The 24,285-nt window shown below is 69.9% G+C and carries 21 protein-coding genes; 4 read left to right on the forward strand and 17 right to left on the reverse strand.

Annotated elements, in window-relative coordinates; genetic code table 11:
• Positions 1-19 precede the first annotated feature (19 nt).
• From AB0310_RS06985 to AB0310_RS07040, 12 genes are all read right to left on the reverse strand, one after another.
• Positions 20-943, reverse strand: coding sequence for a cell division protein FtsQ/DivIB (locus AB0310_RS06985; RefSeq protein WP_187661792.1), 924 nt, complete (start codon positions 941-943; stop codon positions 20-22).
• Between the two features lie 3 nt (positions 944-946).
• Positions 947-2,347 carry a UDP-N-acetylmuramate--L-alanine ligase gene (murC, locus tag AB0310_RS06990; RefSeq protein ID WP_366236859.1) on the reverse strand — a complete coding sequence of 467 codons (1,401 nt, stop codon included), beginning with the start codon at positions 2,345-2,347 and terminating at the stop codon, positions 947-949.
• 42 nt (positions 2,348-2,389) lie between these two features.
• Positions 2,390-3,466, reverse strand: a complete 1,077-nt coding sequence (locus AB0310_RS06995) for a UDP-N-acetylglucosamine--N-acetylmuramyl-(pentapeptide) pyrophosphoryl-undecaprenol N-acetylglucosamine transferase (protein WP_187661794.1) — start codon at positions 3,464-3,466, stop codon at positions 2,390-2,392.
• On the reverse strand, positions 3,463-4,668 hold the full coding sequence (ftsW, locus tag AB0310_RS07000; RefSeq protein ID WP_187661795.1) for a putative lipid II flippase FtsW: 1,206 nt from the start codon (positions 4,666-4,668) through the stop codon (positions 3,463-3,465). Before ftsW ends, AB0310_RS06995 begins: the two co-directional genes overlap by 4 nt.
• Positions 4,637-6,172 (reverse strand): UDP-N-acetylmuramoyl-L-alanine--D-glutamate ligase, encoded by a 1,536-nt coding sequence (gene murD, locus AB0310_RS07005; RefSeq protein WP_366236860.1) that lies wholly within the window; start codon positions 6,170-6,172, stop codon positions 4,637-4,639. The genes ftsW and murD overlap by 32 nt, the downstream gene beginning before the upstream one ends.
• Positions 6,162-7,268 carry a phospho-N-acetylmuramoyl-pentapeptide-transferase gene (mraY, locus tag AB0310_RS07010; protein WP_025105090.1) on the reverse strand — a complete coding sequence of 369 codons (1,107 nt, stop codon included), beginning with the start codon at positions 7,266-7,268 and terminating at the stop codon, positions 6,162-6,164. Before mraY ends, murD begins: the two co-directional genes overlap by 11 nt.
• Positions 7,265-8,677, reverse strand: coding sequence for a UDP-N-acetylmuramoyl-tripeptide--D-alanyl-D-alanine ligase (locus AB0310_RS07015; RefSeq protein WP_187661797.1), 1,413 nt, complete (start codon positions 8,675-8,677; stop codon positions 7,265-7,267). The genes mraY and AB0310_RS07015 overlap by 4 nt, the downstream gene beginning before the upstream one ends.
• A gap of 27 nt (positions 8,678-8,704) precedes the next feature.
• Positions 8,705-10,474, reverse strand: coding sequence for a peptidoglycan D,D-transpeptidase FtsI family protein (locus tag AB0310_RS07020; RefSeq protein WP_259955145.1), 1,770 nt, complete (start codon positions 10,472-10,474; stop codon positions 8,705-8,707).
• A gap of 26 nt (positions 10,475-10,500) precedes the next feature.
• Complete coding sequence (gene ftsL / locus AB0310_RS07025; protein WP_187661799.1) at positions 10,501-11,073, reverse strand: cell division protein FtsL; 573 nt, start codon at positions 11,071-11,073, stop codon at positions 10,501-10,503.
• Positions 11,070-12,008 carry a 16S rRNA (cytosine(1402)-N(4))-methyltransferase RsmH gene (rsmH, locus tag AB0310_RS07030; RefSeq protein WP_071329847.1) on the reverse strand — a complete coding sequence of 313 codons (939 nt, stop codon included), beginning with the start codon at positions 12,006-12,008 and terminating at the stop codon, positions 11,070-11,072. Before rsmH ends, ftsL begins: the two co-directional genes overlap by 4 nt.
• Positions 12,009-12,111: 103 nt before the next feature.
• Positions 12,112-12,543, reverse strand: coding sequence for a division/cell wall cluster transcriptional repressor MraZ (gene mraZ, locus AB0310_RS07035; protein WP_025105095.1), 432 nt, complete (start codon positions 12,541-12,543; stop codon positions 12,112-12,114).
• A gap of 262 nt (positions 12,544-12,805) precedes the next feature.
• Positions 12,806-13,180 (reverse strand): SCO2097 family morphological protein, encoded by a 375-nt coding sequence (locus tag AB0310_RS07040; protein ID WP_187661800.1) that lies wholly within the window; start codon positions 13,178-13,180, stop codon positions 12,806-12,808.
• Between the two features lie 162 nt (positions 13,181-13,342).
• Between AB0310_RS07040 and AB0310_RS07045 the strand changes: the two genes are divergently transcribed.
• A complete protein-coding gene (locus AB0310_RS07045; protein WP_259955158.1) occupies positions 13,343-14,368 on the forward strand; it encodes a polyprenyl synthetase family protein in 1,026 nt (341 codons plus the stop codon).
• 9 nt (positions 14,369-14,377) lie between these two features.
• Here the strand turns inward: AB0310_RS07045 and AB0310_RS07050 are convergent, their stop codons facing one another.
• Complete coding sequence (locus AB0310_RS07050) at positions 14,378-14,734, reverse strand: Rv2175c family DNA-binding protein (RefSeq protein ID WP_327036728.1); 357 nt, start codon at positions 14,732-14,734, stop codon at positions 14,378-14,380.
• Between the two features lie 129 nt (positions 14,735-14,863).
• Here AB0310_RS07050 and AB0310_RS07055 point away from each other — a divergent pair, with 129 nt between their 5' ends.
• Together AB0310_RS07055 and pknB are read left to right on the forward strand one after the other, a co-directional pair.
• The gene (locus AB0310_RS07055; protein ID WP_366236861.1) at positions 14,864-16,006 is read left to right on the forward strand and encodes a LysM peptidoglycan-binding domain-containing protein; all 1,143 of its coding nucleotides are present in this window, start codon (positions 14,864-14,866) and stop codon (positions 16,004-16,006) included.
• A 76-nt stretch (positions 16,007-16,082) separates the two neighbouring features.
• Complete coding sequence (gene pknB / locus AB0310_RS07060; protein ID WP_187661803.1) at positions 16,083-18,038, forward strand: Stk1 family PASTA domain-containing Ser/Thr kinase; 1,956 nt, start codon at positions 16,083-16,085, stop codon at positions 18,036-18,038.
• 60 nt (positions 18,039-18,098) lie between these two features.
• Here the strand turns inward: pknB and AB0310_RS07065 are convergent, their stop codons facing one another.
• Complete coding sequence (locus AB0310_RS07065) at positions 18,099-19,439, reverse strand: class II 3-deoxy-7-phosphoheptulonate synthase (protein WP_187661804.1); 1,341 nt, start codon at positions 19,437-19,439, stop codon at positions 18,099-18,101.
• A 46-nt stretch (positions 19,440-19,485) separates the two neighbouring features.
• Positions 19,486-20,175, reverse strand: coding sequence for a lysophospholipid acyltransferase family protein (locus AB0310_RS07070; protein ID WP_187664181.1), 690 nt, complete (start codon positions 20,173-20,175; stop codon positions 19,486-19,488).
• A gap of 151 nt (positions 20,176-20,326) precedes the next feature.
• On the opposite strand from AB0310_RS07070, the gene AB0310_RS07075 reads away from it, so the two are divergent.
• Positions 20,327-22,159 carry an AMP-dependent synthetase/ligase gene (locus tag AB0310_RS07075; protein ID WP_187661805.1) on the forward strand — a complete coding sequence of 611 codons (1,833 nt, stop codon included), beginning with the start codon at positions 20,327-20,329 and terminating at the stop codon, positions 22,157-22,159.
• 91 nt (positions 22,160-22,250) lie between these two features.
• Here AB0310_RS07075 and def read toward each other — a convergent pair whose 3' ends face one another.
• On the reverse strand, positions 22,251-22,742 hold the full coding sequence (gene def, locus AB0310_RS07080; protein WP_187661806.1) for a peptide deformylase: 492 nt from the start codon (positions 22,740-22,742) through the stop codon (positions 22,251-22,253).
• Entirely contained in the window at positions 22,742-24,271 is a 1,530-nt protein-coding gene (locus AB0310_RS07085) for a MinD/ParA family ATP-binding protein (RefSeq protein ID WP_366236862.1), read from the reverse strand. The genes def and AB0310_RS07085 overlap by 1 nt, the downstream gene beginning before the upstream one ends.
• Positions 24,272-24,285: the final 14 nt, after the last annotated feature.

Below are 24,285 nucleotides of genomic sequence, written 5' to 3' on the forward strand. Positions count from 1 at the left end.
CCATTCCCGTCGAAACAGATCAGCCGACCACCGCGACGTCGGGTGAGGTGACGTCGATCGACGAGGCATCGGGGTTCTTCACGAGCGCGGCGGAGAGCGCGAGCGCCTTCAACCCGGAGTCCTCCTGGCTCCCCCACACGACCGTGAGGCCCGAGTCGAGCGTCAAGGTCACGTCGTCCGCCGTCGAGGCGCGGACGCCGGTGAGCGCACTGCGGATGTCGGCAGGGAGAGCGCGGACCACGAGTCCCGCGCTGCGGAACGCCGGCGAGTCCATTCCCCCCTCGACCTCCACCAGCGGCTGCCCTGCCGGGCGTTCCGCCGTCGTCGATAGGGCGACACCTGCGGCATCCACGAGAGTGAAGCCGGCACCCGACTCGACGACCCCGATCGGCGTGCGCTCCACGATGCGCACGGTCAGATCGTGCGGCGGTCGAGCCTCCAGGGCATAGGTCTCGATGAGCGGGAACGTCAGCAGCGCCGCCTTGACCTCGCTCGTGTCGACCAGGGCGAGGGGCGTCCCGAGCTGATCCGCCAGGGCCCCCTCGATCACCGCGGGATCGATCGTCGTGGTGCCGGTGACCGTGATGCGCTGCACGGCGAAGAGCGGGCTGTAAGCGGCAGCGACACTCCCCCCGATCAGCAGCACGACGGCCCCCACAGCGCTCAGCCAGACGATGCGGCGCCGCCGCGATCGGTGGGTGAACCGACGGATCTCCGCCCTGAGCGCCTTGCGGCGGGCGCGTGCCGCGCGCCAGACGTCCATCGAGGAACGGGGGCCCGCTTCCTCCTCCGTCTCCGCGTCGTCGGGCTCGACGGGCGCGGCGACGGCACCCTCGTCCGGAGCCGCCTGAGGCGCGGGACGCCGGCGGAGGATCCGCTCGGAGGCGACGTCCGTCTCCCCCGGAGTGTCCGGAGCGCTCGGGAGCGGGGGCGGCCGGCGCATGGGCTACGCCCCGTGGGTCCGGCGCAGCGACTCCAGCACCTGCGGGATGATCTGGTAGACGTTGCCGCAGCCGAGAGTCACGACGAAGTCGCCGTCCTTCGCGACAGACGCCGTGTAGTCGGCCGCTTCCTGCCAGTCGGCGACGAAGTGCACTCGGGACGGGTCGTCGAACGCCCCGCTCACCAGCTCGCCGGTCACGCCGGGCACCGGGTCCTCCCTGGCACCGTAGACGTCCAGCATCACGGTGTGGTCGGCGAGCTCCTCCAGGACGTCTGCGAACTCCTGGTACATGTGCTGCGTCCGCGAATACGTGTGCGGCTGCTGGATGGCGATCAGCCGGCCGGACCCGGCGATGCTGCGCATGGCCTCGAGCGCCGCACGCACCTCGGTCGGGTGGTGCGAGTAGTCGTCGTAGACGGTGACCCCGCGCTCCTCGCCGTGGCGCTCGAGACGACGGATCGTCCCCGCGAAGCCCTCGACGGCACGTACGGCGTCGCGGAGCGAATAGCCGAGCGCGAGGAGGACGGCGACGGCGCCGGTCGCGTTGATCGCGTTGTGCACGCCGGGGACCGCGAGCTGCATGCGCTCGGTCTCGCCGCCGTGCGAGACGGCGGCGGCGACGGGGCCCGAAGTGACGATCTCGCTGACGCGGACGTCGGCGTCCTCGCCCTGCCCGAACGTGAGGATGCGCGGGTGCGACAACCCGGCCAGCACGCGGAGCGCGCCGGGGTCGTCGCTGGAGATGACGACCGCCTCGGATGCCGCGTCCGCGAAACGCACGAAGGCGTCGTGGAAGGCCTCATCGGAGCCGTAGTGATCGAGATGATCGGGGTCGACGTTCGTGATGAGCGCGACCGCGGTGTCGTAGAGGAGGAAGGTCCCGTCCGACTCGTCGGCCTCGATGACGAAGAGGTCGCCGTTCCCGGTCGCGCTGGAGGTGCCGAGCTGCTCGATCACGCCGCCGTTGACGAAGTGCGGATCGGCGCCGAGCGCGCGCAGAGCCGTGACGATCATGCCCGTCGAGGTGGTCTTGCCGTGGGCGCCGGCCACCGAGACGAGGCGTCGGGTGCCGATCAGCCAGTGCAGGGCCTGAGAGCGGTGGATGACGTGGAGGCCGCGCTCCTTGGCGGTGACGAACTCGGGGTTCTCCGGCCAGATGGCACCGGTGTGCACGACCGTGTCGGCGTCGCCGAGGTGGGCGGCGTCATGACCGACGTGGACGGTCGCCCCCGCGGCGGCCAGCGCCCGTAGGTTGTCGCTGTCGGCGCGGTCGCTGCCGGAGACGCGGATGCCCGCGTCGAGGAACATCTTCGCGAGTCCGCTCATCCCGGATCCACCGATGCCGATGAAGTGCGCGGAGGTGATCGTGTCGGGGATGGGGAGGGAGAGGTCGGGTCTGATCATGTCCGCTTCAGTCTACTTTTCGTTCTCGTCCGGACGGCGGCGTCATGCCGCACCGAGGGCACGGTCGATCATCGCGACGACGTTCTCGGTGCCGGTGCGGGTGCCCGCGGTCTCCGCCGCCTCCGCCATCCGCCGGATGCGGTCACGGTCGCCGAGCAGCGGCACCACGATACGTCGGACCGCATCGCCGTCGAAGGTCGCGTCATCGAGGAGCTGAGCGGCACCGGCGGCCACGGCGGATCCTGCGTTCAACCGCTGCTCTCCGTTGCCCACCGAGTACGGCACGTACAGCGCGGGAATCCCGAGCGCGCTGATCTCGCTCACGGTGGCCGACCCCGAACGCGACACGATGAGATCGGCCAGCGCGAACGCGAGGTCCATGCGGTCGATGTACCGGCGGAGGGCGTACCCGGGCACTCCGGGATCCGGCAGGTCGCTGCGCTCCCCGGTGACATGCAGCAGCTGCCAACCGGCGGCGAGGATGTCGCGCCAGGAGTCCGCCAGGGCGTCGTTCAACCGCTGCGCTCCGAGCGAGCCGCCGAAGACGAGAAGGACAGGACGATCGGCGTCGAGCCCGAAGTACTCGGCGGCCTCGGCGCGTCGAGCCGCCCGGTCGAGCGTGATGACCTCGCGCCGCAGCGGCATGCCGACCACCTCGCTCCCGCGGAGCGGCGTCCCGGCGAACGCGACTCCCACACCCGCGGCCGCACGGGCACCGAGCACGTTCGCCAGCCCGGGCTTCGCATTGGCCTCGTGGACGACGAAGGGCACGCGCTCGCGACGCGCGGCGACGTAGGCGGGTGCGGAGGCGTAGCCGCCGAAGCCCACCACGATGTCGATCCCGTGCTGCCGGATGTGCGCACGCACCTGGGCGATCGCCCGGCGGAACCGCGCGGGGAACGCGGCGGCCTGCGCGTTCGGGCGCCGCGGGAACGGCACCTTGTCGACGATGAGCAGCTCGTAACCACGCTCGGGGACGAGACGGGACTCCAGGCCCTCCGCCGTGCCGAGCACGAGGATCGTCGCCGACGGGTCACGCTCACGCAGCGCATCGGCGACCGCGAGCAACGGATTGACATGGCCGGCGGTGCCACCGCCGGCGAGGAGGTACGAAGTCACCTCGCGACCCTACCCCGCTCGGCTGACTGCTTCTCGGCGACCGGGATGGTCCGCGCGAAGGCCAGCAGGACGCCGCAGGCGACGAGCACGGCGAAGAGTGCCGTTCCCCCCTGGGACATGAACGGCAGGGGCACACCCATCACTGGGAACACGCCGATGACGACGCCGACGTTCAGGACGGCCTGACCGACGATCCAGACCGTGATCCCCCCCGCGGCGACGCGGATGAAGGGATCCGACGTCTTACGGATCACATGGAACGCACCGACCGTGAAGAACGTGAACAGGGCGAGGACGACGATGCAGCCGATCAGCCCGAGCTCCTCGCCGACGATCGCGAAGATGAAGTCGTTGCCCGCGGCGGGGAGCCAGCCGTACTTCTCCTGGGAGTTGCCGAGGCCGAGTCCGAAGATCCCGCCGGAGGCCATGCCCCAGATGCCATGGATCGACTGGTAGCAGTCGGTGTAGTACAGCGCCATGTCATCGCACGTCGCGGTGATGCGACGCATGCGGTCCTCGCTGGAGAGCGCGTAGGCGAGCACCGCGACCACGCCCAGGATCATCGGGATGATGAAGAGGCGCAGCTTCACGCCCGAGAAGAAGAGACAGCCGAGCAGGATGAGGACCATCACCATCGCGGTCCCGAGGTCCTTGCCGGCGAGGACGGTGCCGATGGCCAGCGCCCCGACCGGGATCACGGGGATGAAGACGTGATGCCAGGTCCCGAGCATGGTCTGCTTGCGCAGCAGGACCGCGGCGATCCACAGGGCGAGGGCCAGCTTGAGGAACTCGGACGGCTGCATCTGGAAACCCGCCACCTGGATCCAGTTCCGGTTTCCGCCGTCGGCGATGCCGAGCGGTGTGAACACGAGGAGCTGGAGGGCGATGGCTCCGAACAGCGCCGGCCAGGCCATTCGCTTGAGGAACGCCACAGGGAAGCGGCTGATGAGGAACATCATCGGGATACCGAGCAGGGCGAACACACCTTGCCGGAGAGCGCCGTCCAACGGGTTCTGCGCCTTGGCCACCGCCGTCGCGCTCGTCGCGGACAGCACCATCACGAGACCGAAGATCGTCAGGAGCAGGGCGGTCGACGCGATCAGCAGGAACTCGGTCGACACCGGGGTGAACCGGCGTCCGAGCGAGACCCGCGCGGCGAGGCCACCCGACTCAGACCGCGGAGGGCGAGCCACCTGCGTCATCGGCGCTCCCCCGATCGATCCACTCCCGCACCGCTTCGGCGAAGCGGTGGCCGCGATCCGCATAGCTGGAGAACTGGTCGAAGGACGCGGCGGCGGGAGCGAGGAGCACAGTGCCCTCCCCGTCGACGATCCCCGCCGCGATCTCCACGACGCGGTTCATGACCTGTCCAGTGTCGCCAGCTTCGACCTCGAAGACCGGCACCGTCGGCGCGTGTCGCTCGAATGCCGCGACGACGGCTGTGCGGTCCGCTCCGATGACGACCGCCGCGCGCGCGGTGGAGCCCGCGTCCGCAACGAGATCGGCGATGTCGACGCCCTTGAGATCACCGCCGACGACCCACACCGCACCGGGGTACGCGCGCAGTGACGACGCGGCCGCGTGCGGGTTCGTCGCCTTGGAGTCGTCGACCCAGGTGATGCCGGCGTGGCGCGCGACCACCTCGATGCGGTGCGCGTCCAGGCGGAAGGTCTGCAGCGCCCCGTGGATGGCCTCGGGCTCGACCCCGAGAGAACGGGCGAGGGCACTGGCGGCCAGGATGTTCTGAACGATGTGCGGTGCCGACAGCCCTGCGGCCTCCAGGTCGGCGACCGTGGTCAGTTCCAGGGCGCTGCGGGCTCGATCGTCGAGGAACGCCCGGTCGACGAGCAGCCCCTCCACGACGCCGAGATCGCTCGGGCCGGGGATGCCGAGATCGAAGCCGATGGCGCGGGCGCCCTCGACGACGTCGGCCTCCTCGACCATCCGGCGCGTCGCCTCGTCGGCCTTGTTGTAGACGCAGGCGACCCGCGTGTTGCGGTACACCAGCGCCTTCGCGTCCCGGTAAGCCTGAGCGCTGCCGTGCCAGACGAGATGATCGTCGGCGAGGTTCAGGCAGACTGCGGCGTGCGGGAACAGCTCCCCCTCCGAACGCGACAGTCCGAGGTACCAGAGCTGGTGGCTGGAGAGCTCGACGACGAGCACGTCGAAGCCGGCGGGGTCGCGGACCGCGTCGAGCACGGGGACGCCGATGTTGCCGCACGGTGCGGCGCGCAGGCCACCGGCGACGAGCAGCGTCGCCGTGAGCTGGGTCGTCGTCGTCTTGCCGTTGGTCCCGGTGATGAGCACCCAGTCCGCCGGCGTGCCGTCCGCGCGGAGGACCTTGTCGCGCACCCGCCAGGCGAGCTCGACGTCACCCCAGAGCGCGATGCCCTCGTCCTGAACCCAACGGATGACCGGGTGCGCCGGGGCGAAGCCAGGGGACGCGATGACGACCTCGGGCCCGAACGCCCTCAGCGCCTCGGGCACGGCGTCCAGCCGACCGAGCTCCAACCGGGCACCGATGACGGGGAGCAGGCGGGCGTACTCCTCCTCCGCGGACTCGCTGAGCACGAGGACGTCGGCACCGAGCTCGGCGAGGGTGTCGGCCACGGAGAAGCCGGTCATGGAGAGGCCGAGGACGGCGACGCGCAGGCCGCTCCAGTCGGCGTGCCAGCTCGTCAGCCCGGCCAGACGCTCAGCCGACACGGGTCAGCCATTCGACGTAGAAGAGCCCGACGGCCGACACCGCGAGAAGACCCGCGATGATCCACATGCGCACCACGATGGTGACCTCCGACCAGCCCCGCATCTCGAGGTGGTGGTGGAACGGGCTCATCAGGAACAGCCGCTTGCCGCGGGTGATCTTGAAGTAGGCGCGCTGCAGGATCACGGATCCGGAGGCAAGCACGAAGACGCCGGCGATGATGAGGAGCAGCAGTTCGGTGCGGGTCATGACCGCCATCGCGGTGATGACGCCACCGATGGCCATCGAGCCCACGTCTCCCATGAACACCTTCGCCTTGGGCGCGTTCCACCACAGGAACCCGATGAGGCTGGCGGCGAAAGAGGCCGAGATGATGGCGAGGTTGAACGGGTCGCGCACCTCGTAACAGCCGCCGAGCGAGCCCGGATCACCGCCGATGCAGGGCTGCTTGAACTGCCAGAACGCGATGAGGCTGTAGGCGCCGACGACGATCACGCCCGCGCCGGCGGCGAGGCCGTCGAGGCCGTCGGTGAGGTTGACGCTGTTGGAGGTCGCGACCCCGATGATCGAGATCCAGGCGAGGTAGAGGATCCAGCCCAGGATGACGCCGAACGCGAAGAGGTTCAGCCAGGTGATGTCCCGGAAGAGGGAGATCGACGCACTGGCCGGCGTCTGCCCCCACTTGTTCGGGAAGTTCAGTGCCACGATGCCGAAGGGGATCACGACGATGAGCTGACCGATCACCTTCCGCCACCCTGACAGCCCGAGGCTGCGCTGGCTGCGCACCTTCATGTAGTCGTCGATGAATCCGACCACACCGAAGCCGACCATGAGCCAGATCACCAGGATGGCGGACAGCGCCGGCGTCTCGCCGCTGACGAGGACCCCGGTGAAGTAGCCCACGATCGAGCCGAGGATGAAGATGACACCACCCATGGTCGGGGTGCCGCGCTTCGCCTCGTGGCTCGGGTTGCCCGCAGCCTCCGGGGTACGGATGACCTGCCCCCAGCCCCACTTGCGGAAGAGCCGGAGGAAGACGGGAGTCAGGAAGAGAGTGAAGGCGAGCGAGATGGCCGCCGCCATGATGAGGGACCTCACGAGAACAATTCTCCCAGACGATCGCCGAGATGCCGGAGGCCCACGGAGTTGGACGACTTCACCAGGACCCGGTCTCCGTCACGCAGCTCGGTACGGAGGTACTCGAACGCAGCGTCCTGGTCCGGCAGATGCACGGCTTCGCTGTCCCATGACCCCTCGCCGACGGCGGCGAGGTAGAGCCGCCGTGCCTCCGGGCCGACGACGACGATGCGTCGGATGTTGAGACGCACGGCGAGGAGGCCGATGCGATCGTGCTCCTCCCCTGCGCTCTCGCCGAGCTCGCTCATCGCGCCGAGGACGGCGACCGTGCGCTCGTCGGGGCCGGTGATCTGGGCGAGGGTCCGCAGGGCGGCCGCCATCGAGTCGGGACTGGCGTTGTACGCGTCGTTGATGATGCGGACGCGGTCGTTGCCCAGCGGCTGCATGCGCCACCGCTCGGCGATCTCGACGGTCTCCAACCGGGAGACGGCATCGGCCGGGGCCACGCCGAGCTCGACGGCGGCGGTGATCGCGGCGAGGGCGTTGCTGACGTGGTGGGCGCCGAGGACGCGCAGGCGCAGTGGCAGCCGCTCCCCTGCGACCTCGATCACGCACTGCGTGCCGGAGGCCGAGACCTCGATCTCCCGCGCGTGCACGACAGCCGCAGCCGACTGGCCGAAGCCGACGACCCGGAGGCCGCGGCTCTCCGCGAGCTCGCGCATCGCCCACACCCGGGCGTCGTCCGCGTTGAGCACGGCGATGCCGGGCACGCGGGCCGCGGCGACGAGCTCGGACTTGGCCTTCGCCGTGGCCTCGATGCCGCCGAAGCCGCCCGCGTGCGCCATGCCGACCATCAGCACGACCACCAGGTCCGGCTCGACGAGACCGGCGAGCCGCGCGATGCTGCCCGGCGCGGCGGCCCCGAACTCGCTCACCAGGAATCGGGTGTCGTGCGTGACGCGGAGCATCGTCACCGGGGCGCCGACCTCGTTGTTGAAGGACTTCACCGGGGCGACGGTCTCGCCCTCGTCCTCGAGGATGCGGGCGAGGAAGTTCTTGGTGGTCGTCTTGCCGTTCGAGCCGGTGATGCCGACGATGCGCAGGTTCCCCCCGGCGCGCACGCGCGCCACGACCTCGCGCGCCAGCTCGCCGAGGGCGACCACGGCATCGGACACGACGATCTGCGAGACATCGACGTCGACGGGGTGCTCGACGATCGCCAGGACCGCACCGGCTTCGGCGGCGGCACCGACGAAGCGGTGCCCGTCGGTCTCGGCGCCGGGCTTGGCGACGAAGATCGACCCGGCCTCCATGGTGCGCGAATCGGTGTCGACGATCCCGTCGACCACCGTCTCCGGCGTGTGCTCTCCGGCCACGCGCAGTTCACCACCGATGGCGGCGGCGATCTCAGCGAGCGTCAGGGCGATCATGTCATCTCCATGCGCGGCTCTCGCCGGCTATCCGAACTTGGGGAGGAGCGCGTCCATCGGGACAGAGGACGGCATCACGCGATAGGTCTTCATCACCTGCGTCATCGCCTTCTGGAAGGCGGAAGCGGTGGCCGCGGACGATACAACCTTAGTCGGCTCGTCGAGGGTGACCACGACGACGTACTGCGGGTCGTCGACGGGCGCGAAGCCCACCATGCTCGTGTAGTACACGCCTGCCTTGTAGCCGCCCTTGCCGTCCGAGACCTGCGCGGTACCGGTCTTGCTGGTCACGCGGTATCCGGGAACCTGGATGCGATCGGCGTTCCCGCCCTGCACGGCGACGTTCTCGAGCATGCGGGTCAGATCGGCGGCGGTCTGCTCCTTGACGATCTGCTCGTGCTTCGGCTTCGGCGTCTCCGTGACCGTCCCGTCGGGCGCCGTGCAGGACTCCACCATCGACAGGTCGATCTTCTCCCCGCCGTTGGCGATGGCCTGGTACGCGCCGGCGAGCTGCGGGGCCGTCACCGTGAAGTACTGGCCGAACGTCGTCGTGTAGAGGGACTGGCTGTCCCAGTCGCTCACCGGGTGCAGGATGCCTCCCACTTCGGAGGGGAAGTCCAGGGTCTTCTGCCCGACCCCGAAACGCTGCAGGTAGTCGTAGCGGACCTCGGGGGCGACCATCGTGCCGAACTTCGACAGCGCGGTGTTGGAGGAGTCGATCAGTCCGCCCGCGAGCGTGTAGTTGTAGGCCGGGTGGCTGAACGCGTCGTTGACCACGGCGCCGTTCGGGAAGGTCTCGCGCGAGGAGGCCGTCACGGTGCTGAGCGGGGTGAGGCCCGCACCCTCCATCGCCGCCGCCGCGGTGATCGCCTTGAACGTCGAACCGGGCTCGAAGTCGCGGTGGAAGATCTGGCTGTATCGCGTCTCCGGAGTCGAGGAGTCCAGGTCGTTCGGGTCCATGGCCGGCCATTCGGCCGCGGCGCGGATCTTGCCGGTGCCCACCTCGACGACCGTGACGGTTCCGCCCTTGGCGCCCTGCTTCTGGGCCTCCTCGCCGATCATCTGCTGGAGGTACCACTGCAGGTCGCTGTTGATCGTGAGCTGCACGGTGCCGCCGTCGACGGCGTCGGTGACCGACTCGCTCCCCGGGATCACGACGCCGTCCTTGCCCTTGCGATACGTCTTCTCCCCATCGATCGGCGCGAGGCACGATTCCTCGAGCTGCTCGACGCCGGCCTTGGCCTCCCCGGTGTTGTCGAGGAAGCCCAGCACGTTCCCGGCGACCGCGCCGTTGGGATAGACCCGGGTCTCGCGCGGCGTCAGGGCGAGGTACGACCCCAGGCCGAGGTCGCGGAGCGCGATGAACTGCTCGGTGTTGAGCCCCGTCTTCAGGGGTGCGTACTGGCTGTTCGGGTTCTCGGCGAGGGCATCGGAGACGCGTTTGCGGATCTCGTCTCCCGGTACCCCCGTGATCGCGGCGATCTTCTCGGAGGCCTCGGCCCAGGGCAGCGCAGGATCCTTCTCCTCCGTGAGCCTGATGACCTGAGGACTGAGCTGCGCGTCGTAGACCATGACGCTCGACGCGAGGACTGTGCCCTCGGCGTCGACGATGGATCCCCGCTGTCCGGGGATCGTCGAGCCGTCGCCGATGTGCTCGAGGGATTGGTTGACGTGCTCGTCGGCGCTCACCACCTGGATGTCGATCAGGCGGACGACGAACGCCACCAGGATCGAAAGGATGACCGCCAGTGCGACGACGGTGCGTCGCCGCGGTCCGCGCGTGGCTCGTGTCGTCATGGGATCTCTCCGTCGATCGGGGATGGTCAGTGCGTCGTGGGGCTGGGCAGGCCGTCGGTGATGGCGGGCGGCAGGTCCTGCGCGGGCGGTGTACCGCCGGTCGCGTCGTCCCCGGCGTTCTCCGCCGGCGGGGTCTCCTCCGTGACGAGGACGTTGCCGACGGCCGCCTTCCCGTTGGGATCGATCGTGGAGACCCCTTCCGCCCCGGCGCCCGTCCCGAAGACGGCGCCGTCGCTGAGACGGAGGTAGGACGGGGCGCCCGCCACGACCATGCCGAGGTCGGCGGCGCTGCTCGCGAGCACCTGCGGGGAACTCAGCCCCGTCAGCTCCTCCTGCAGCGCGTCGGTCCGGAGGTCGAGTTCGCGCTGCTGGGACGTGAGCCCGGCGAGGGTGAACGAGTCCTGTGTGATGGCCAGCGAGAGCCCGACCTGCCCCGCACCGATGGCCAGGGCGCCGCCCAGCGCGACGAGCGCGTAGGCGAGCTTCGGCTTGCGGCGCCGTGCGGGCGCCGTCACCGGTCGCAGGCGCCGCTCGGGCGTCGTCTCCGGAGCGACCGGCTGCAGCGGCAGGGTCGGCTTGCGGACTGCGTTCATGCTCATGCGCTCTCCCGCACCTTCTCGGCGGCGCGCAGGCGCACCGGTATCGCACGCGGGTTGCGTGCGCGCTCTTCGTCATCGGCGAGTTCCGCGCCCTTGGTGAGGATGCGGAATCGGGGGGCGTGCTCCGGCAGCTCGACCGGCAGCCCGGCGGGCGCCGTCGAGGAGGAGGCGGCCGCGAAGGCCTGCTTGACCAGCCGGTCCTCGAGGGACTGGTACGACATCACGACGATGCGGCCTCCGACCGCGAGTGCGTCCATCGCGGCGGGGATCGCGTCCGCGAGGACGTTCAGCTCGGCGTTGACCTCGATCCGGAGGGCCTGGAACACGCGCTTCGCCGGGTGCCCGGATCGCTGCGCGGCCGCGGGGGTGGCGGCCACGAGGATGTCGACGAGTTCGCCCGATCGCGTGATCGGCTGCTTCTGACGGGCGTCGATGATGAAGCGCGCATACCGTCCGGCGAGCTTCTCCTCTCCGTACCGCTCGAAGATGCGCCGCAGGTTGCCCTCGCTGTAGGTGGCGATGACCTCGGCGGCGGTGATGCCCTTCGTCTGGTCCATCCGCATGTCGAGCGGAGCGTCCTTGGAGTATGCGAAGCCACGTTCGGCCTCATCGAGCTGCAGCGACGAGACGCCCAGGTCGAAGAGGATCCCGGCGGCGCCCTGGGCGTGTAGGCCGATCTCGTCGTAGACGGTGTGGACGAGGGTCACGCGATCGCGGAACCGAGCGAGCCGCTCCCCCGCGATCTTCAACGCGTCGGTGTCCCGGTCCAGCCCGATGAGGCGGATTCCGGGGAATCGCTCAAGTAGCGCTTCGGAATGGCCGCCCATGCCGAGGGTGGCATCGACGAGCACGGCGCCGTCCTCCTGGAGGGCAGGTGCGAGGAGCTCGACGCAGCGGTCGAGCAGGACGGGGGTGTGGATGTCGCGGAGGTTCATGATCTCTCTCGGGTCCGACCTTCGGCTCTGATCCCCCTCCGCATCTCGACCCGGCACCGGGGAAGTGTGTCGGGGCGGGAGCGGCGGGGCATCACAGCCGTGGTCAGAACAGTCCCGGAATCACCTCCTGCTCCAGCTCGGCGTAGGACTCCTCGCCGGCGGCGAGGTACGCGTTCCAGCTCTCCGCGTCCCAGATCTCGGCGTGGGCGCCGACTCCGGTCACGATGAGCTCCTTCTGAAGACCCGCGTACTGACGCAGGTGGGCGGGGATGGTGATGCGGTTCTGGCTGTCGGGCATCTCCGCACTGGCACCGGAGAGGAACATGCGCATGAAGTCACGCGCCTGCTTGTTGGCGAGCGGGGCCTGGCGGATCCGCTCGTGCATCGCCTCGAACTCGGCCGTGCTGAAGACGTAGAGGCAGCGCTCCTGGCCCCGGGTGACGACGATGCCGCCGCCCAGGTCCTCGCGGAACTTCGCGGGAAGGATGACCCGTCCCTTGTCGTCCAGCTTCGGTGAGTGCGTGCCCAGCAGCATCGGCCATCACCCCCTCTCCGTCCGGCCAACTCGAGGTGCGCCCCACTTTACTCCACTTTCCTCCACATTCCTACGACGAATCCAGGGTATCGTCCCTGTGCTTCCGCGGGCCTCGCCCTACTTCCGCGACATTCCGCGGTGGAGCGAGGTGGAACGCCAGTGGAGGGCCGGTGGAGGGCCGGTGGGGACCGGATGCCCAGCAGGCACGAAAAAGCCCGGATGCTCAGCATCCGGGCTTCGTGGTGGAGAGGAAGGGAGGAGGTCAGTGGCCGTCCTGGCGCCGATCCCATCGATCGTTCATGCGGTCCATGAAGGAGGAGGAGTCCTGCCGCTTCGGAGCGGTGCGGGTCCGGGGCTCTGCCGGTCCGGATCGTCGGACAGGGGTGACGGCCAGCATGACGCCGCCGAGCATGGCCGCGAAGCCGATGACCCCGACGACAATGCCCCAGATGTCTCCGAGGATGACACCGACGACCAGTCCGCCGACGCCGGCCAGCAGGAGCAGAGCACCGTAGACGAGATTGCGATAGCTGAGCGTGCGATCGCCCGACGGCGCGCTCACGACGTCGGCGTCATTGTGCAGGAGATGGCGTTCCATCTCGTCGAGCAGACGTTGCTCCTGTTCGGAGAGTGGCATCTCGTCCCCCTCGGGTATGGTGCCCTCCAGTCTACGCGCGAGCGGCGCCCGGGGCTAGCGGTTCGGGCGTCTCATCCTTTACGTATGCTGGGAGTCGTGCCGTCCCCCTCCCCCTCCGTCGCCGACGCCGTGGCCGCGCGACTGGACCTGTTCCTCGACCGCATGCGAGCGGAGTCGGCGGGGTACGGCGACGACGCCGCTGCCTTCCTCGATGCGGCGTCCGACACCCTCTCCGGAGGGAAGAGGCTGCGCGCCCGCTTCTGCCACGCAGGGTGGCGCGCCGTCTCCCGGTTCCGTGACCGTCTCGCCGTCGAGGACGACGCCCTGTGGGACCTCTGCGCGGCGCTGGAGATCTTCCAGTCCGCCGCTCTCGTGCACGACGACCTGATCGACAACTCCGACACCCGCCGGGGCCGTCCCGCGGCGCACCGGGCGCTCGAGGCCTCCCACCGCTCCGCCGGATGGTGGGGCGACGCCGCTGCCTTCGGGCGCGCCGGTTCCGTGCTGCTCGGCGATCTCCTCGTGGCGTGGAGCGACGACCTCCTGGAGTCGGCGCTCGACGGTCACGGCGCGGCGCGGACCGTGCGCGCCGAGTACGCGCGCATGCGTCGCGATGTCACGACCGGACAGTTCCTCGACATCGCCGAGGAGTCGGCGTGGAGCGTCAGCGATGACCGCGAGCATGCGGAGCGCGCGCTGCGCGTGGCCTCGCTGAAGTCGGCGCGCTACAGCATCGAGCAGCCGCTCATCCTGGGAGCGAGCCTCGCCGGCGCCGACGTCGGGCAGACCGAGGCGCTGCGCCGCTTCGGTCACCCTCTCGGCCTCGCCTTCCAGTTGCGTGACGACGTGCTCGGTGTGTTCGGCGATGCCGCCGTCACCGGCAAGCCCGCGGGCGACGACCTCCGAGAGGGCAAGCGGACCGTCCTCATCGCGCTCACCAGGGAGAAGCTGGACACACCCGCCCGGCGGGTGCTCGACGAGATGCTCGGAGACCCCGACCTGACGGCGTCGCAGGTCTCGTTCCTGCAGGAGACGATCGCCGGGACCGGAGCCCTCGAACGGGTCGAGACGATGATCGCCGACTACGCCGGAGAGGCCGATCGCGCGCTCTCCGGAGCCCGGCTCGAGGACGCCGCGGTCGGCGAGCTCCGCGATCTCGGCCGAGCGGCGACCGTGCGCTCCTCCTGAACAGGTCGCTCAGGCGAGGGTGCGCGCGAGCCGACGGACCTCGCTCTTGTGCCCGGCGAGCAGAGAGGCGATCGGGGAACGCCCGAGGGTCTCGTCCTCGGCGAGCAGCCAGTCGATCAGTTCGTCATCGGAGAAGCCGGCATCCTGCAGGACGATGATCGTCCCGCGCAGGGAGCTCAGCGGCTCGCCGTCCACGATGAACACCGCAGGAACGGCGAAGACGCCGCTGCGCCGCGAGCCGACGAGGTAGTGCTCGTCGATCAGACGACGCACGCGGCCGAGGGGCTCGCCGAGCACCTCGACGAGGTCGGGCATGGTCAGCCACTCGAGGGCGGCGTCAGGGGTTGCAGCGACGTTCTCAGACACGTTGCCACTATCTCACCTCGACCCCCGACGCGCATATCCATCACTTCCGTCACATTCGTCACACCTGTCACTTCTGTTGACATCTCTATACATCCGTGTCAGCGTGAAGTGCTCGAAAAGGGGGCTGACGTGATCTTCCAGACAGCCGTGGCCGGCGCCCTCGCCGCCACTCTGACGGCGACACCCGCCGCCGCGCCCGCACCGCCGGTCGCGCCGCACGAACGGCATCGGATCGCTCCGGTGCGCGTCGCACCGACGCAGAACATCCCGCCCTCGCACGTCGTGCAGCCGGGGGACACGGTCGCCGGCATCGCCGGTCGTCACGGACTGCGCACCGCCGACGTCCTCGGCTGGAACGGCCTCTCCTGGCGCTCGGTCATCTATCCGGGGCAGACCCTGCATCTGCGCGCCCCGGCCTCGGCACCCGCGCCGGCGCCCACGTCGGTGCCTGCGGCGACGAAGACCCACACGGTCGTGGCGGGCGACACCGTCTTCGGCATCGCCCGGAAGTACGCCACCTCGGTCGGCGCGATCCTCGCCGCCAACGGCCTTCCCGACGGCGCCATCATCTACCCGGGACAGAAGATCGTCGTATCCGGAGGCGCGGCTTCCGCTTCCCCTCCGGCACCCGCGGCCGCACCCGCGGCGGCACCCGCGACGCCCCCGCAGAGCGGCGGCAGCGCCCACACCGTCGCCGCGGGCGAGACGCTGTTCTCGATCGCTCAGCGGTACGGGACGACCACGCAGTCCCTCTTCGCCTGGAACGGCCTCGGCCCGTCGTCGATCATCTACCCGGGTCAGCGCCTCGCCGTGCAGGCGCCTGCCCCGAAGCCCGCCGCCGCGCCGACCGGACAGCGCAATGCCACCCTGACGGCCGAGCAGGCTGCCAACGCCGCGCTCATCATCCGCGTGGGCCGCGAACTCGGAGTCTCCGACCGCGGGATCGCCATCGCCCTCGCCACCGGCATGGTGGAGTCGGATCTCCGCAACCTGGACTGGGGGGATCGCGACTCGCTCGGGATCTTCCAGCAGCGCCCGAGCACCGGCTGGGGCACCCCGGCACAGATCATGGACGCGGAGCGGAGCACGCGGGTCTTCTACGGCGGCACGGGCGACCCGAACGGGCACACCACCCGCGGACTGCTCGACATCGCGGGCTGGGAGTCGCTGCCCTTCACCGACGCGGCGCAGGCCGTGCAGATCTCCGCCTACCCCGATCGCTACGGGCAGTGGGAGGCCCAGGCGTACGCATGGCTCGCCCAGCACGGGTGAGGCCGCCGGAAATCCGGATGACCCGAGGGGTGAGGCGTTCCCCGGGCTTTCAGCCATTCGTCCATAGACTTCTGTCGTGACGACCAATCATCAGGCCGACCCCCTCATCGGGCGGCTTGTCGACGGTCGGTACCGCGTGCGTGCGCGGATCGCCCGCGGCGGCATGGCCACGGTCTACGTCGCCACCGACCTCCGCCTGGAGCGCCGCATCGCCTTGAAGGTCATGCACGCGCACCTCAGTGACGACTCCGCGTTCCAGAGCCGGTTCATCCAGGAGGCCCGCGCCGCGGCCCGCCTCGCCGACCCGCACGTCGTCAACGTCTTCGATCAGGGCCAGGACGGCGAACTCGCCTACCTCGTCATGGAGTATCTGCCAGGGATCACTCTGCGTGAGCTCCTCCGAGAGCAGAAGCGCCTCACGGTCGCTCAGACGATCACGATCATGGATGCCGTTCTCGCCGGGCTGTCCGCCGCGCATCGCGCGGGCATCGTCCACCGCGACGTCAAGCCGGAGAACGTCCTGCTCGCGGAGGACGGCCGTATCAAGATCGGCGACTTCGGACTCGCGAGAGCCACCACCGCGAACACCGCCACCGGGCAGCAGCTCCTCGGGACGATCGCGTACCTCGCGCCGGAGCTCGTCACCCGCGGTACCGCCGACGCCCGCAGCGACATCTACGCGCTCGGCATCATGCTCTACGAGATGCTCGTCGGCGAGCAGCCCTACAAGGGCGAGCAGCCGATGCAGATCGCGTTCCAGCACGCCACCGAGTCGGTCCCCCGACCCAGCGTCCGCAATCCGTCGGTGCCCGAGCAGCTCGACGAGCTCGTGCTGTGGGCCACCGAGAAGTCCCCGGACGAGCGTCCGGACGACGCTCAGCAGATGCTGGAGCGCCTGCGGGAGATCGAGCGCGAGATCGGTGTCGCCCCCGCCGTGACCCGGACCACCGGCGCCTCCAGGGATCAGGCCGACTCCGGCGACCTCACCAAGGTCATGCCGGGCACCATGCTCCTGCCGGAACCGGCGACGGCCACCTCCCCCGGGATCGACAACGCCACCATCCTCCGGCGGCGGGCCGCCAAGCGCCGCGCCCGTGGCACGTTCCTCCTCTCCCTCGTCCTCCTGCTCGCCGTCCTCGCCGGCGGCGTGGGCTGGTGGTTCGGCTCCGGTCCCGGCTCGCTGATCGCGGTGCCCGCCGTGGCGGGCCAGACGTACGACGAGGCGGCGGCAGACCTCACGGAAGCCGGCTTCGAACCCGCCCAACGCGACGAGTTCTCCGTCGACGTCGAGAAGGGCATCGTCATCGAGACGGACCCCGGCGAGGGCACCAGGATCGACAAGGGCACCACCGTCGCCGTCGTCGTGTCCGCCGGCCCCGCCTCCCACGACCTCGCCCCTGTGGCCGGACAGCCTGCCGAGGACGTCCGGGCCGCGTTGCAGGCGGCGAACCTCGAGATCACGGACGACGAGGAGTACTTCACCGACGCCGCGGCCGGATCGGTCATCAACGTCCGCATCACTCCCCGTGACGGCGGCGATGCCTTCGGCTGCGATGAGGGCTGCACCGTCCACGAGAAGGACACCGCCACGATCCAGGTGTCGCGCGGGCCGGTGCCCGACGTCACGGACATGACCGTCAAGCAGGCGACCGAGACGCTCACCGGCAAAGGCCTCAAGGTGGCGGAGGAGAACATCTACCGCCCGAGCGATTCCATCGGCAAGGACCGGGTCATCGGGTACGCGGACCGCACCGAGGAAGGATCCTGGCGTCCTGGCGAGACGATCCAGCTGATCGTCTCGCAGGGCCCGCCGCTGTTCGATGTGCCGGATGTCTCCGGGATGACGCGCGACGAGGCCACCGGCGCGTTGCGAGACGCCGGATTCACCTGGAGCTACACGAGCAGCACGGGTCTGCCGGACTCCGTGTGGGACCTCCTCGCGAACGAGAACACGCGCGTGGAGTCGTACAGCCCATCCGAACCGCAGCGGAAGGGCGCGAGCATCACGCTCACCATGAGCTTCGCCGGCTGACGCCGACACGACGAAGGGGCCGGAACATCGTTCCGGCCCCTTCGTGCGTCCGCCCGTGGCTCAGCGCTTCTCGAGCTCCTCGGCCACCAGGAACGCCAGCTCCAGGGACTGCATGTGGTTCAGGCGCGGGTCGCACAGGCTCTCGTAGCGGGTCCCCAGGGCCGCCTCGTCGATCTGCTCCGATCCGCCCAGGCACTCGGTGACGTCGTCGCCGGTCAGTTCGACGTGGATGCCGCCGGGGAACGTGCCGACCGCCCGGTGCGCCTCGAAGAAGCCGCGGACCTCGTCGACGACGTCGTCGAAGCGACGCGTCTTGTACCCGGTCGGCGTCGTGATGCCGTTGCCGTGCATGGGGTCGGTGACCCAGAGCGGCTGGGCACCCGACTCGCGGACCGCCTCCAGCAGCGGGGGCAGCGCATCGCGGATGCGGCCGGCGCCCATACGCGTGATGAAGGTCAGCCGGCCGGGCTCGCGCTCCGGGTCGAGCTTGTCGATGAGTGCCAGTGCCGTCTCCGGCGTGGTGGTGGGGCCCAGCTTCACGCCGATCGGGTTCCGGATCTTCGAGAAGTAGTCGACGTGCGCGCCGTCGAGCTCGCGCGTGCGCTCCCCGATCCACAGGAAGTGGGCGGAGGTGTTGTACGGGGTGTCCGTCCGCGAGTCGATCCGCGTCATCGGGCGCTCGTAGTCCATGAGCAGACCCTCGTGACCGGTGAAGAACTCGACGCGCTTGAGCTCGTCGAAGTCGGCGCCGGCGGCCTCCATGAACTTGATCGCACGATCGATCTCGGCGGCCATGCGCTCGTACCGCTGGTTCGCCGGGTTCTGCGCGAAGCCCTTGTTCCAGGAGTGCACCTCGCGGAGGTCCGCGAAGCCACCCTGCGTGAACGCCCGGATGAGGTTCAGCGTGGAAGCGGCGGTGTGGTAGCCCTGCAGCAGTCGACCGGGGTCGGCCTGACGGGAGCCCTCGGTGAAGTCGTAGCCGTTCACGATGTCGCCGCGGTACGCCGGCAGGGTGACCTCGCCGCGCGTCTCGGTGTCGCTGGAGCGCGGCTTGGCGAACTGCCCGGCCATGCGCCCCATCTTGACGACCGGCATGGACGCGCCGTAGGTGAGCACGACGGCCATCTGCAGCACCGTCTTGATGCGGTTGCGGATCTGCTCGGCCGTGGCCCCGGCGAAGGTCTCGGCGCAGTCGCCGCCCTGCAGCAGGAAGGCCTCCCCGGAGGCCGCCCTGGCGAGACGGTCGCGGAGGTTGTCGACCTCACCGGCGAAGACCAGCGGCGGAAGGCTCGAGATCTGCCGGGAGACGTCGGCGACGCGGTCGGCGTCTGGCCACTGCGGCTGCTGCTTGATGGGAAGCGAGCGCCAGGCATCAAGGGCGTCGATGTGGTGCGGAAGCATGCGTCCAGCCTAGTGGGCGGCACCACCGCCGAGACGCGCCGGGGGCCTATGTGACGCGCGTCGGAAGACGGTCCTTGACCGTGGACGCGTAGACGTCCTCGTACTCCTGCTGACCGAGGCGCTGGAGGGCCACCATGATCTCGTCCGTGACGGACCGGAGGATGTAGCGGTCGTTCTCCATGCCCGCATAGCGGGAGAAGTCCAGCGGCTCGCCGATGACGATCCCGACCCGCATGACCCGCGGGATACGGCGGCCGATGGGCATGGCGGTGTCGGTGTCGACCATGATGACCGGGATGACCGGGACCTTGGCTTCGAGCGCCATCCGGGCGATGCCGGTGCGGCCGCGGTAGAGCTTGCCGTCGGGGCTGCGCGTGCCCTCGGGGTAGATGCCCAGCAGGTCGCCGCCCCCGAGCACCTGGAGGCCGGTGTTGAGGGAGGCCTCGGACGCCTTGCCCCCGGAGCGGTCGATGGGGATCTGACCCGTCGCCTTCATGAAGAAGCGGGTGGACCAGCCCTTGAGGCCTCGTCCGGTGAAGTAGTCGCTCTTCGCGAGGAACGACATCGACCGATCGATCACGAGCGGAAGGAAGATCGAGTCCGCGAAGGAGAGGTGGTTGCTGGCGAGGATCGCCGCCCCGGTCGCGGGCACGTTCTTCCGCCCCACGATCCAGGGACGGAACACGGCCTTGACCACAGGGCCGATCACGACGTACTTCATCAGCCAGTAGAACATCGAGGTGAAGTCTAGCGCCGCGACGCGGATCGCCCTCATGTTCCTCGTCGGGCGACCCGCAAAGCGACTGAGTTCCACCCTGACCGCGACCGGGTGCCATGCCCTAGACTCGGACCAACGCCCGTGCCCGACCGGTACCGAAGGAGCTGCCGTGGTCCAGTTTGAAGTCCCCGCGATCGTCCCCGCCGATCCCGACGCGAACGTCGCCGACCTGCTTGCGAAGCGTGTGGAGGCGACTCCCGACCGGGCGCTGTTCTCCGTCCCGCAGGGCGACGGATGGCGCGACATCACCGCCGCCGACTTCGAGACCGCGGTCATCGCGCTGGCAAAGGGGTTCGCCGCTGCCGGCATCCAGCCCGGCGAGAAGGTGGGCTTCCTCGCCCGCACCACGTACGAGTGGAGCCTCGTCGACTTCGCGCTCTTCTATGCCGGTGCCGTGATGGTGCCGATCTACGAGACGAGCTCGCCGTCGCAGATCCAGTGGATCCTCGAGGACTCGGGCGCGATCGCCCTCCTCGTCGAGTCACCGGAGCACTTCGCCCGCGTCGACGAGGTGCGCGGCGACCTTCCGCTCCTCCGAGAGGTCTGGCAGCTGCACCTGGGCGCGATCGACACGCTCACCGCGCAGGGGGCATCCGTCTCGGATGAGGAGATCCAGCGTCGCCGCGGCCTCGCCGTCGGCTCCGACATCGCGACCCTCATCTACACCTCGGGCTCCACCGGACGACCGAAGGGCTGCGTGCTCACCCACAGCAACTTCGTCGAGCTGTCCCGCAACTCCGCCAAGGCGCTCGACGAGGTCGTGCAGACGCCCGGCTCGTCCACGCTGCTGTTCATCACGACCGCGCACGTGTTCGCCCGCTTCATCTCCATCCTCAACGTGCACGCGGGGGTGCGCACCGGCCACCAGCCCGACACGCGTCAGCTGCTCCCTGCCCTCGGCTCGTTCAAGCCCACCTTCCTCCTCGCGGTCCCCCGCGTGTTCGAGAAGGTCTACAACTCCGCCGAGCAGAAGGCCGAGGCGGGCGGCAAGGGCAAGATCTTCCGCGCCGCCGCCGACGTGGCGATCGAGCACTCCCGGCTGCTCGAGGAGGGCAAGAAGATCCCGTTCGGGACGAAGCTCAAGTTCGCGCTCTTCAACAAGCTCGTCTACTCCAAGCTCCGCGAGGCCATGGGCGGCAACGTCGTCTACGCGGTGTCGGGCTCCGCTCCCCTCGGCGCGCGCCTCGGTCACTTCTTCCACAGCCTCGGCGTGGTGATCCTCGAGGGGTACGGCCTGACCGAGACCACGGCGCCCGCGACGGTGAACCTCGCCTCGAAGTCGAAGATCGGCACGGTCGGTCCCGCCCTTCCCGGCGTCGGGGTGCGTCTGGCCGACGACGGCGAGATCGAGGTGCGCGGCATCAACGTCTTCAAGGAGTACTGGAACAACCCGGAGGCCACCGCCGAGGCGTTCAGCGACGGCGGCTGGTTCCACACCGGCGACATCGGCAGCTTCGACGCCGACGGCTTCCTCACGATCACGGGGCGCAAGAAGGAGATCATCGTCACGGCGGGTGGCAAGAACGTCGCTCCGGCCGCACTCGAGGACCCGATCCGCGCGAACCCCATCGTCGGGCAGGTCGTCGTCGTCGGGGACCAGCGCCCGTTCATCTCGGCCCTCGTCACCCTCGACCCCGAGATGCTGCCGACCTGGCTCGCGAACAACGGCCTCGACGAGAAGATGACCCTCGCGGAGGCTTCGACGAACGCGCAGGTCCGTGCCGAGGTGCAGCGTGCGGTGGACGCGGCGAACGAGCGGGTGTCGCGCGCCGAGTCCATCCGCAAGTTCACGATCCTGGACTCGGAGTGGACGGAGGCCTCCGGCCACCTCACCCCGAAGCTGTCGATCAAGCGGAACATCATCATGAACGACTTCGCCGACGAGATCTCCGCGATCTACGACGAGCCGGTCGCCACGACCAACGTCGCCATCGGCGGCTGACCCGCGCGTCGACCCACCCCCTTCTGACCGAACCGGCCCCTTGCGCTCGTGCGCAAGGGGCCGGTTCGTACGTGAAGGGGTGGGTCGGCGGCTAGAACCAGGAGCTCTCGCGAACCTCGCGCATCGCGACCTTCCGGGTCTCGGGGTCGAGCCGGGAGAGGAAGAGCTTGCCGTCGAGGTGGTCGGTCTCGTGCTGGAGCGCCTGCGCGAGCAGCCCGTCCCCCTCGAGCACCACCGGCTGTCCATCGAGGTCGATCCCCTCGACGCGGGCCCAGGGATGGCGCTGGGCGTCGTGCCAGAGTCCCGGCACCGACAGGCAACCCTCCCCCGTCGGCTCGGGCTCGCCGCGGACCTCGGTCAGCACGGGGTTCAGCACGTAGCCGATCTCGCCGTCGACGTTGTAGCTGAAGGCGCGGAGCGCGACGCCGATCTGCGGCGCGGCCACGCCGGCGCGGCCCGGGAGCTCGACGGTCTCCAGGAGATCCGTGACGAGCGCACGCACGCCGTCGTCGATCTCCTCGATGGGTGCGCACACCGTCCGCAGGACCGGGTCGCCGAAGATGCGGATCTCGCGAACCGTCATCAGGCGGCCTTCGCCCGGAGGCCCTCGACGAGGAGCGCCGCGAGTTCCCTCGCCGCCTTCCGCGTCTCGGGGAGGAGGTTCGCGAAGACGATCGTCCCGCCCGCGGCGATCTGCGGGTCGTACGGCACGCGCACGACGCTGCGGGCCCGCGACGCGAAGTGCGCCTGGAGCTCACCCAGCCGCACGAGCGGCGTCCCGGGCGTGGACTGGTTGAGCACCACGATGGCGTCGCGCGCCTGCTGCGCGTACCCGTTGGACTCCAGCCACGTGAGGGTCTCGGACGCCAGCCGCGCCTCGTCGACGCTGAGTCCGGAGACGATGACGATCTGGTCGGCGAGGTCGAGGGTCGCCGACATCACCGAGTGGACGATCCCCGTGCCGGTGTCGGTGAGGACGAGGGAGTAGTAGTGCGCGGCCACATCGGCCACGTCGCGATAGTCGTCGTCGCTGAAGGCCTCGGCGACACGCGGGTCGGCGTCCGAGGCGAGCACGTCGAGGCGCGTCGCATCCCGTGCCACGATCGCGGAGATGTCGTGGAACCCGCGCACGTCGTCCCGGATGCGGACGAGGTCGCGCACGGACTTGCCATGCTGCGCGCGCTGCACCCGGTCGGCGAGCGTTCCGCGGTCGGGGTTCGCGTCCACGGCGATGACGCGGTCCTCCCTCGCGTCAGCGAGGGCCATGCCGAGGAGCGCGGTGACCGTGGTCTTGCCCACGCCGCCCTTCCGCGAGAGCACCGGCACGAACCGGGCACCGCCGGCGAGCGGGGCGGCGATCCGCGCCGTGAGCTCCTTGCGCTCGCGCGCGCGACGGCCGTCGCCGATGTTCAACCGGCGTCCGGACAGCGTGTAGAGCAGGTGACTCCACCCGCCCTCGGGTTCCGGCTTGGCCACGCGGTGCGGGTCGAGGAGGCGATCGGAGGTGAGGAGATCTGCGGACTCGCGGGCGGACTCGCCCAGCTCCCCCAGACGCTTCGCGGTGAGGGTCACGTCGGTCCGGGGCGCCGGACGTGCGTGCGCGGATGCGACGGGCTTGTCGTCGGCTTCGGGCATCGTGGTCTCCTTCTGCACGGGCGCCTGAGGGGCACGCGCCGGTTTCGCGGCCGGGACCTCCGCACGGTCGGCGCCGGCCTTCGCGAGGAAGCGGGCGGCCGCCTCCTCCTCCGCGACCAGGTCAGCCGCGGGCTCGGCAGCCGGCACGGGCTCCTCCGGCACGGGCTCCTCCGGCACGGAATCCGCCACCACGGGCTCCTCCACCACGACGGCGTCGATCACGTCGTCGAGTCGCGGAGCATCGAGGACGGGCTTCGGCGCCGCGGGAAGGGTCACGTCGTCGACGATGAGGTCGATGCCGACCTCCCCGTCCACGACACCGTCGTCGGCGAGGTCGTCATCCTCCTCCGCCGGCAGGGTCACCCGCACCTGCGCGGTTCCGCCGAGGATGCCGATGCCGGCGGTGTCGACGGATGCGGCGTCGTCGAGCACCCCCAGCGGACTGTCCTCGGGGTCGGCGTTGTTCTTCGCGGTCACGTGTCACTCCCAAC

The sequence above is a fragment of the Microbacterium meiriae genome (genome assembly GCF_040702565.1).
Taxonomy (GTDB): domain Bacteria; phylum Actinomycetota; class Actinomycetes; order Actinomycetales; family Microbacteriaceae; genus Microbacterium; species Microbacterium meiriae.

Bases quoted from the DNA above. Each gene is read 5' to 3' on its own strand.
- AB0310_RS06985 (WP_187661792.1), bottom strand. From the start codon at position 943: ATGCGCCGGCCGCCCCCGCTCCCGAGCGCTCCGGACACTCCGGGGGAG.
- murC (WP_366236859.1), bottom strand. From the start codon at position 2,347: ATGATCAGACCCGACCTCTCCCTCCCCATCCCCGACACGATCACCTCC.
- ftsW (WP_187661795.1), bottom strand. From the start codon at position 4,668: ATGACGCAGGTGGCTCGCCCTCCGCGGTCTGAGTCGGGTGGCCTCGCC.
- AB0310_RS07015 (WP_187661797.1), bottom strand. From the start codon at position 8,677: ATGATCGCCCTGACGCTCGCTGAGATCGCCGCCGCCATCGGTGGTGAA.
- AB0310_RS07020 (WP_259955145.1), bottom strand. From the start codon at position 10,474: ATGACGACACGAGCCACGCGCGGACCGCGGCGACGCACCGTCGTCGCA.
- ftsL (WP_187661799.1), bottom strand. From the start codon at position 11,073: ATGAGCATGAACGCAGTCCGCAAGCCGACCCTGCCGCTGCAGCCGGTC.
- rsmH (WP_071329847.1), bottom strand. From the start codon at position 12,008: ATGAACCTCCGCGACATCCACACCCCCGTCCTGCTCGACCGCTGCGTC.
- mraZ (WP_025105095.1), bottom strand. From the start codon at position 12,543: ATGCTGCTGGGCACGCACTCACCGAAGCTGGACGACAAGGGACGGGTC.
- AB0310_RS07040 (WP_187661800.1), bottom strand. From the start codon at position 13,180: ATGCCACTCTCCGAACAGGAGCAACGTCTGCTCGACGAGATGGAACGC.
- AB0310_RS07045 (WP_259955158.1), top strand. From the start codon at position 13,343: ATGCGAGCGGAGTCGGCGGGGTACGGCGACGACGCCGCTGCCTTCCTC.
- AB0310_RS07065 (WP_187661804.1), bottom strand. From the start codon at position 19,439: ATGCTTCCGCACCACATCGACGCCCTTGATGCCTGGCGCTCGCTTCCC.
- AB0310_RS07070 (WP_187664181.1), bottom strand. From the start codon at position 20,175: ATGTTCTACTGGCTGATGAAGTACGTCGTGATCGGCCCTGTGGTCAAG.
- def (WP_187661806.1), bottom strand. From the start codon at position 22,742: ATGACGGTTCGCGAGATCCGCATCTTCGGCGACCCGGTCCTGCGGACG.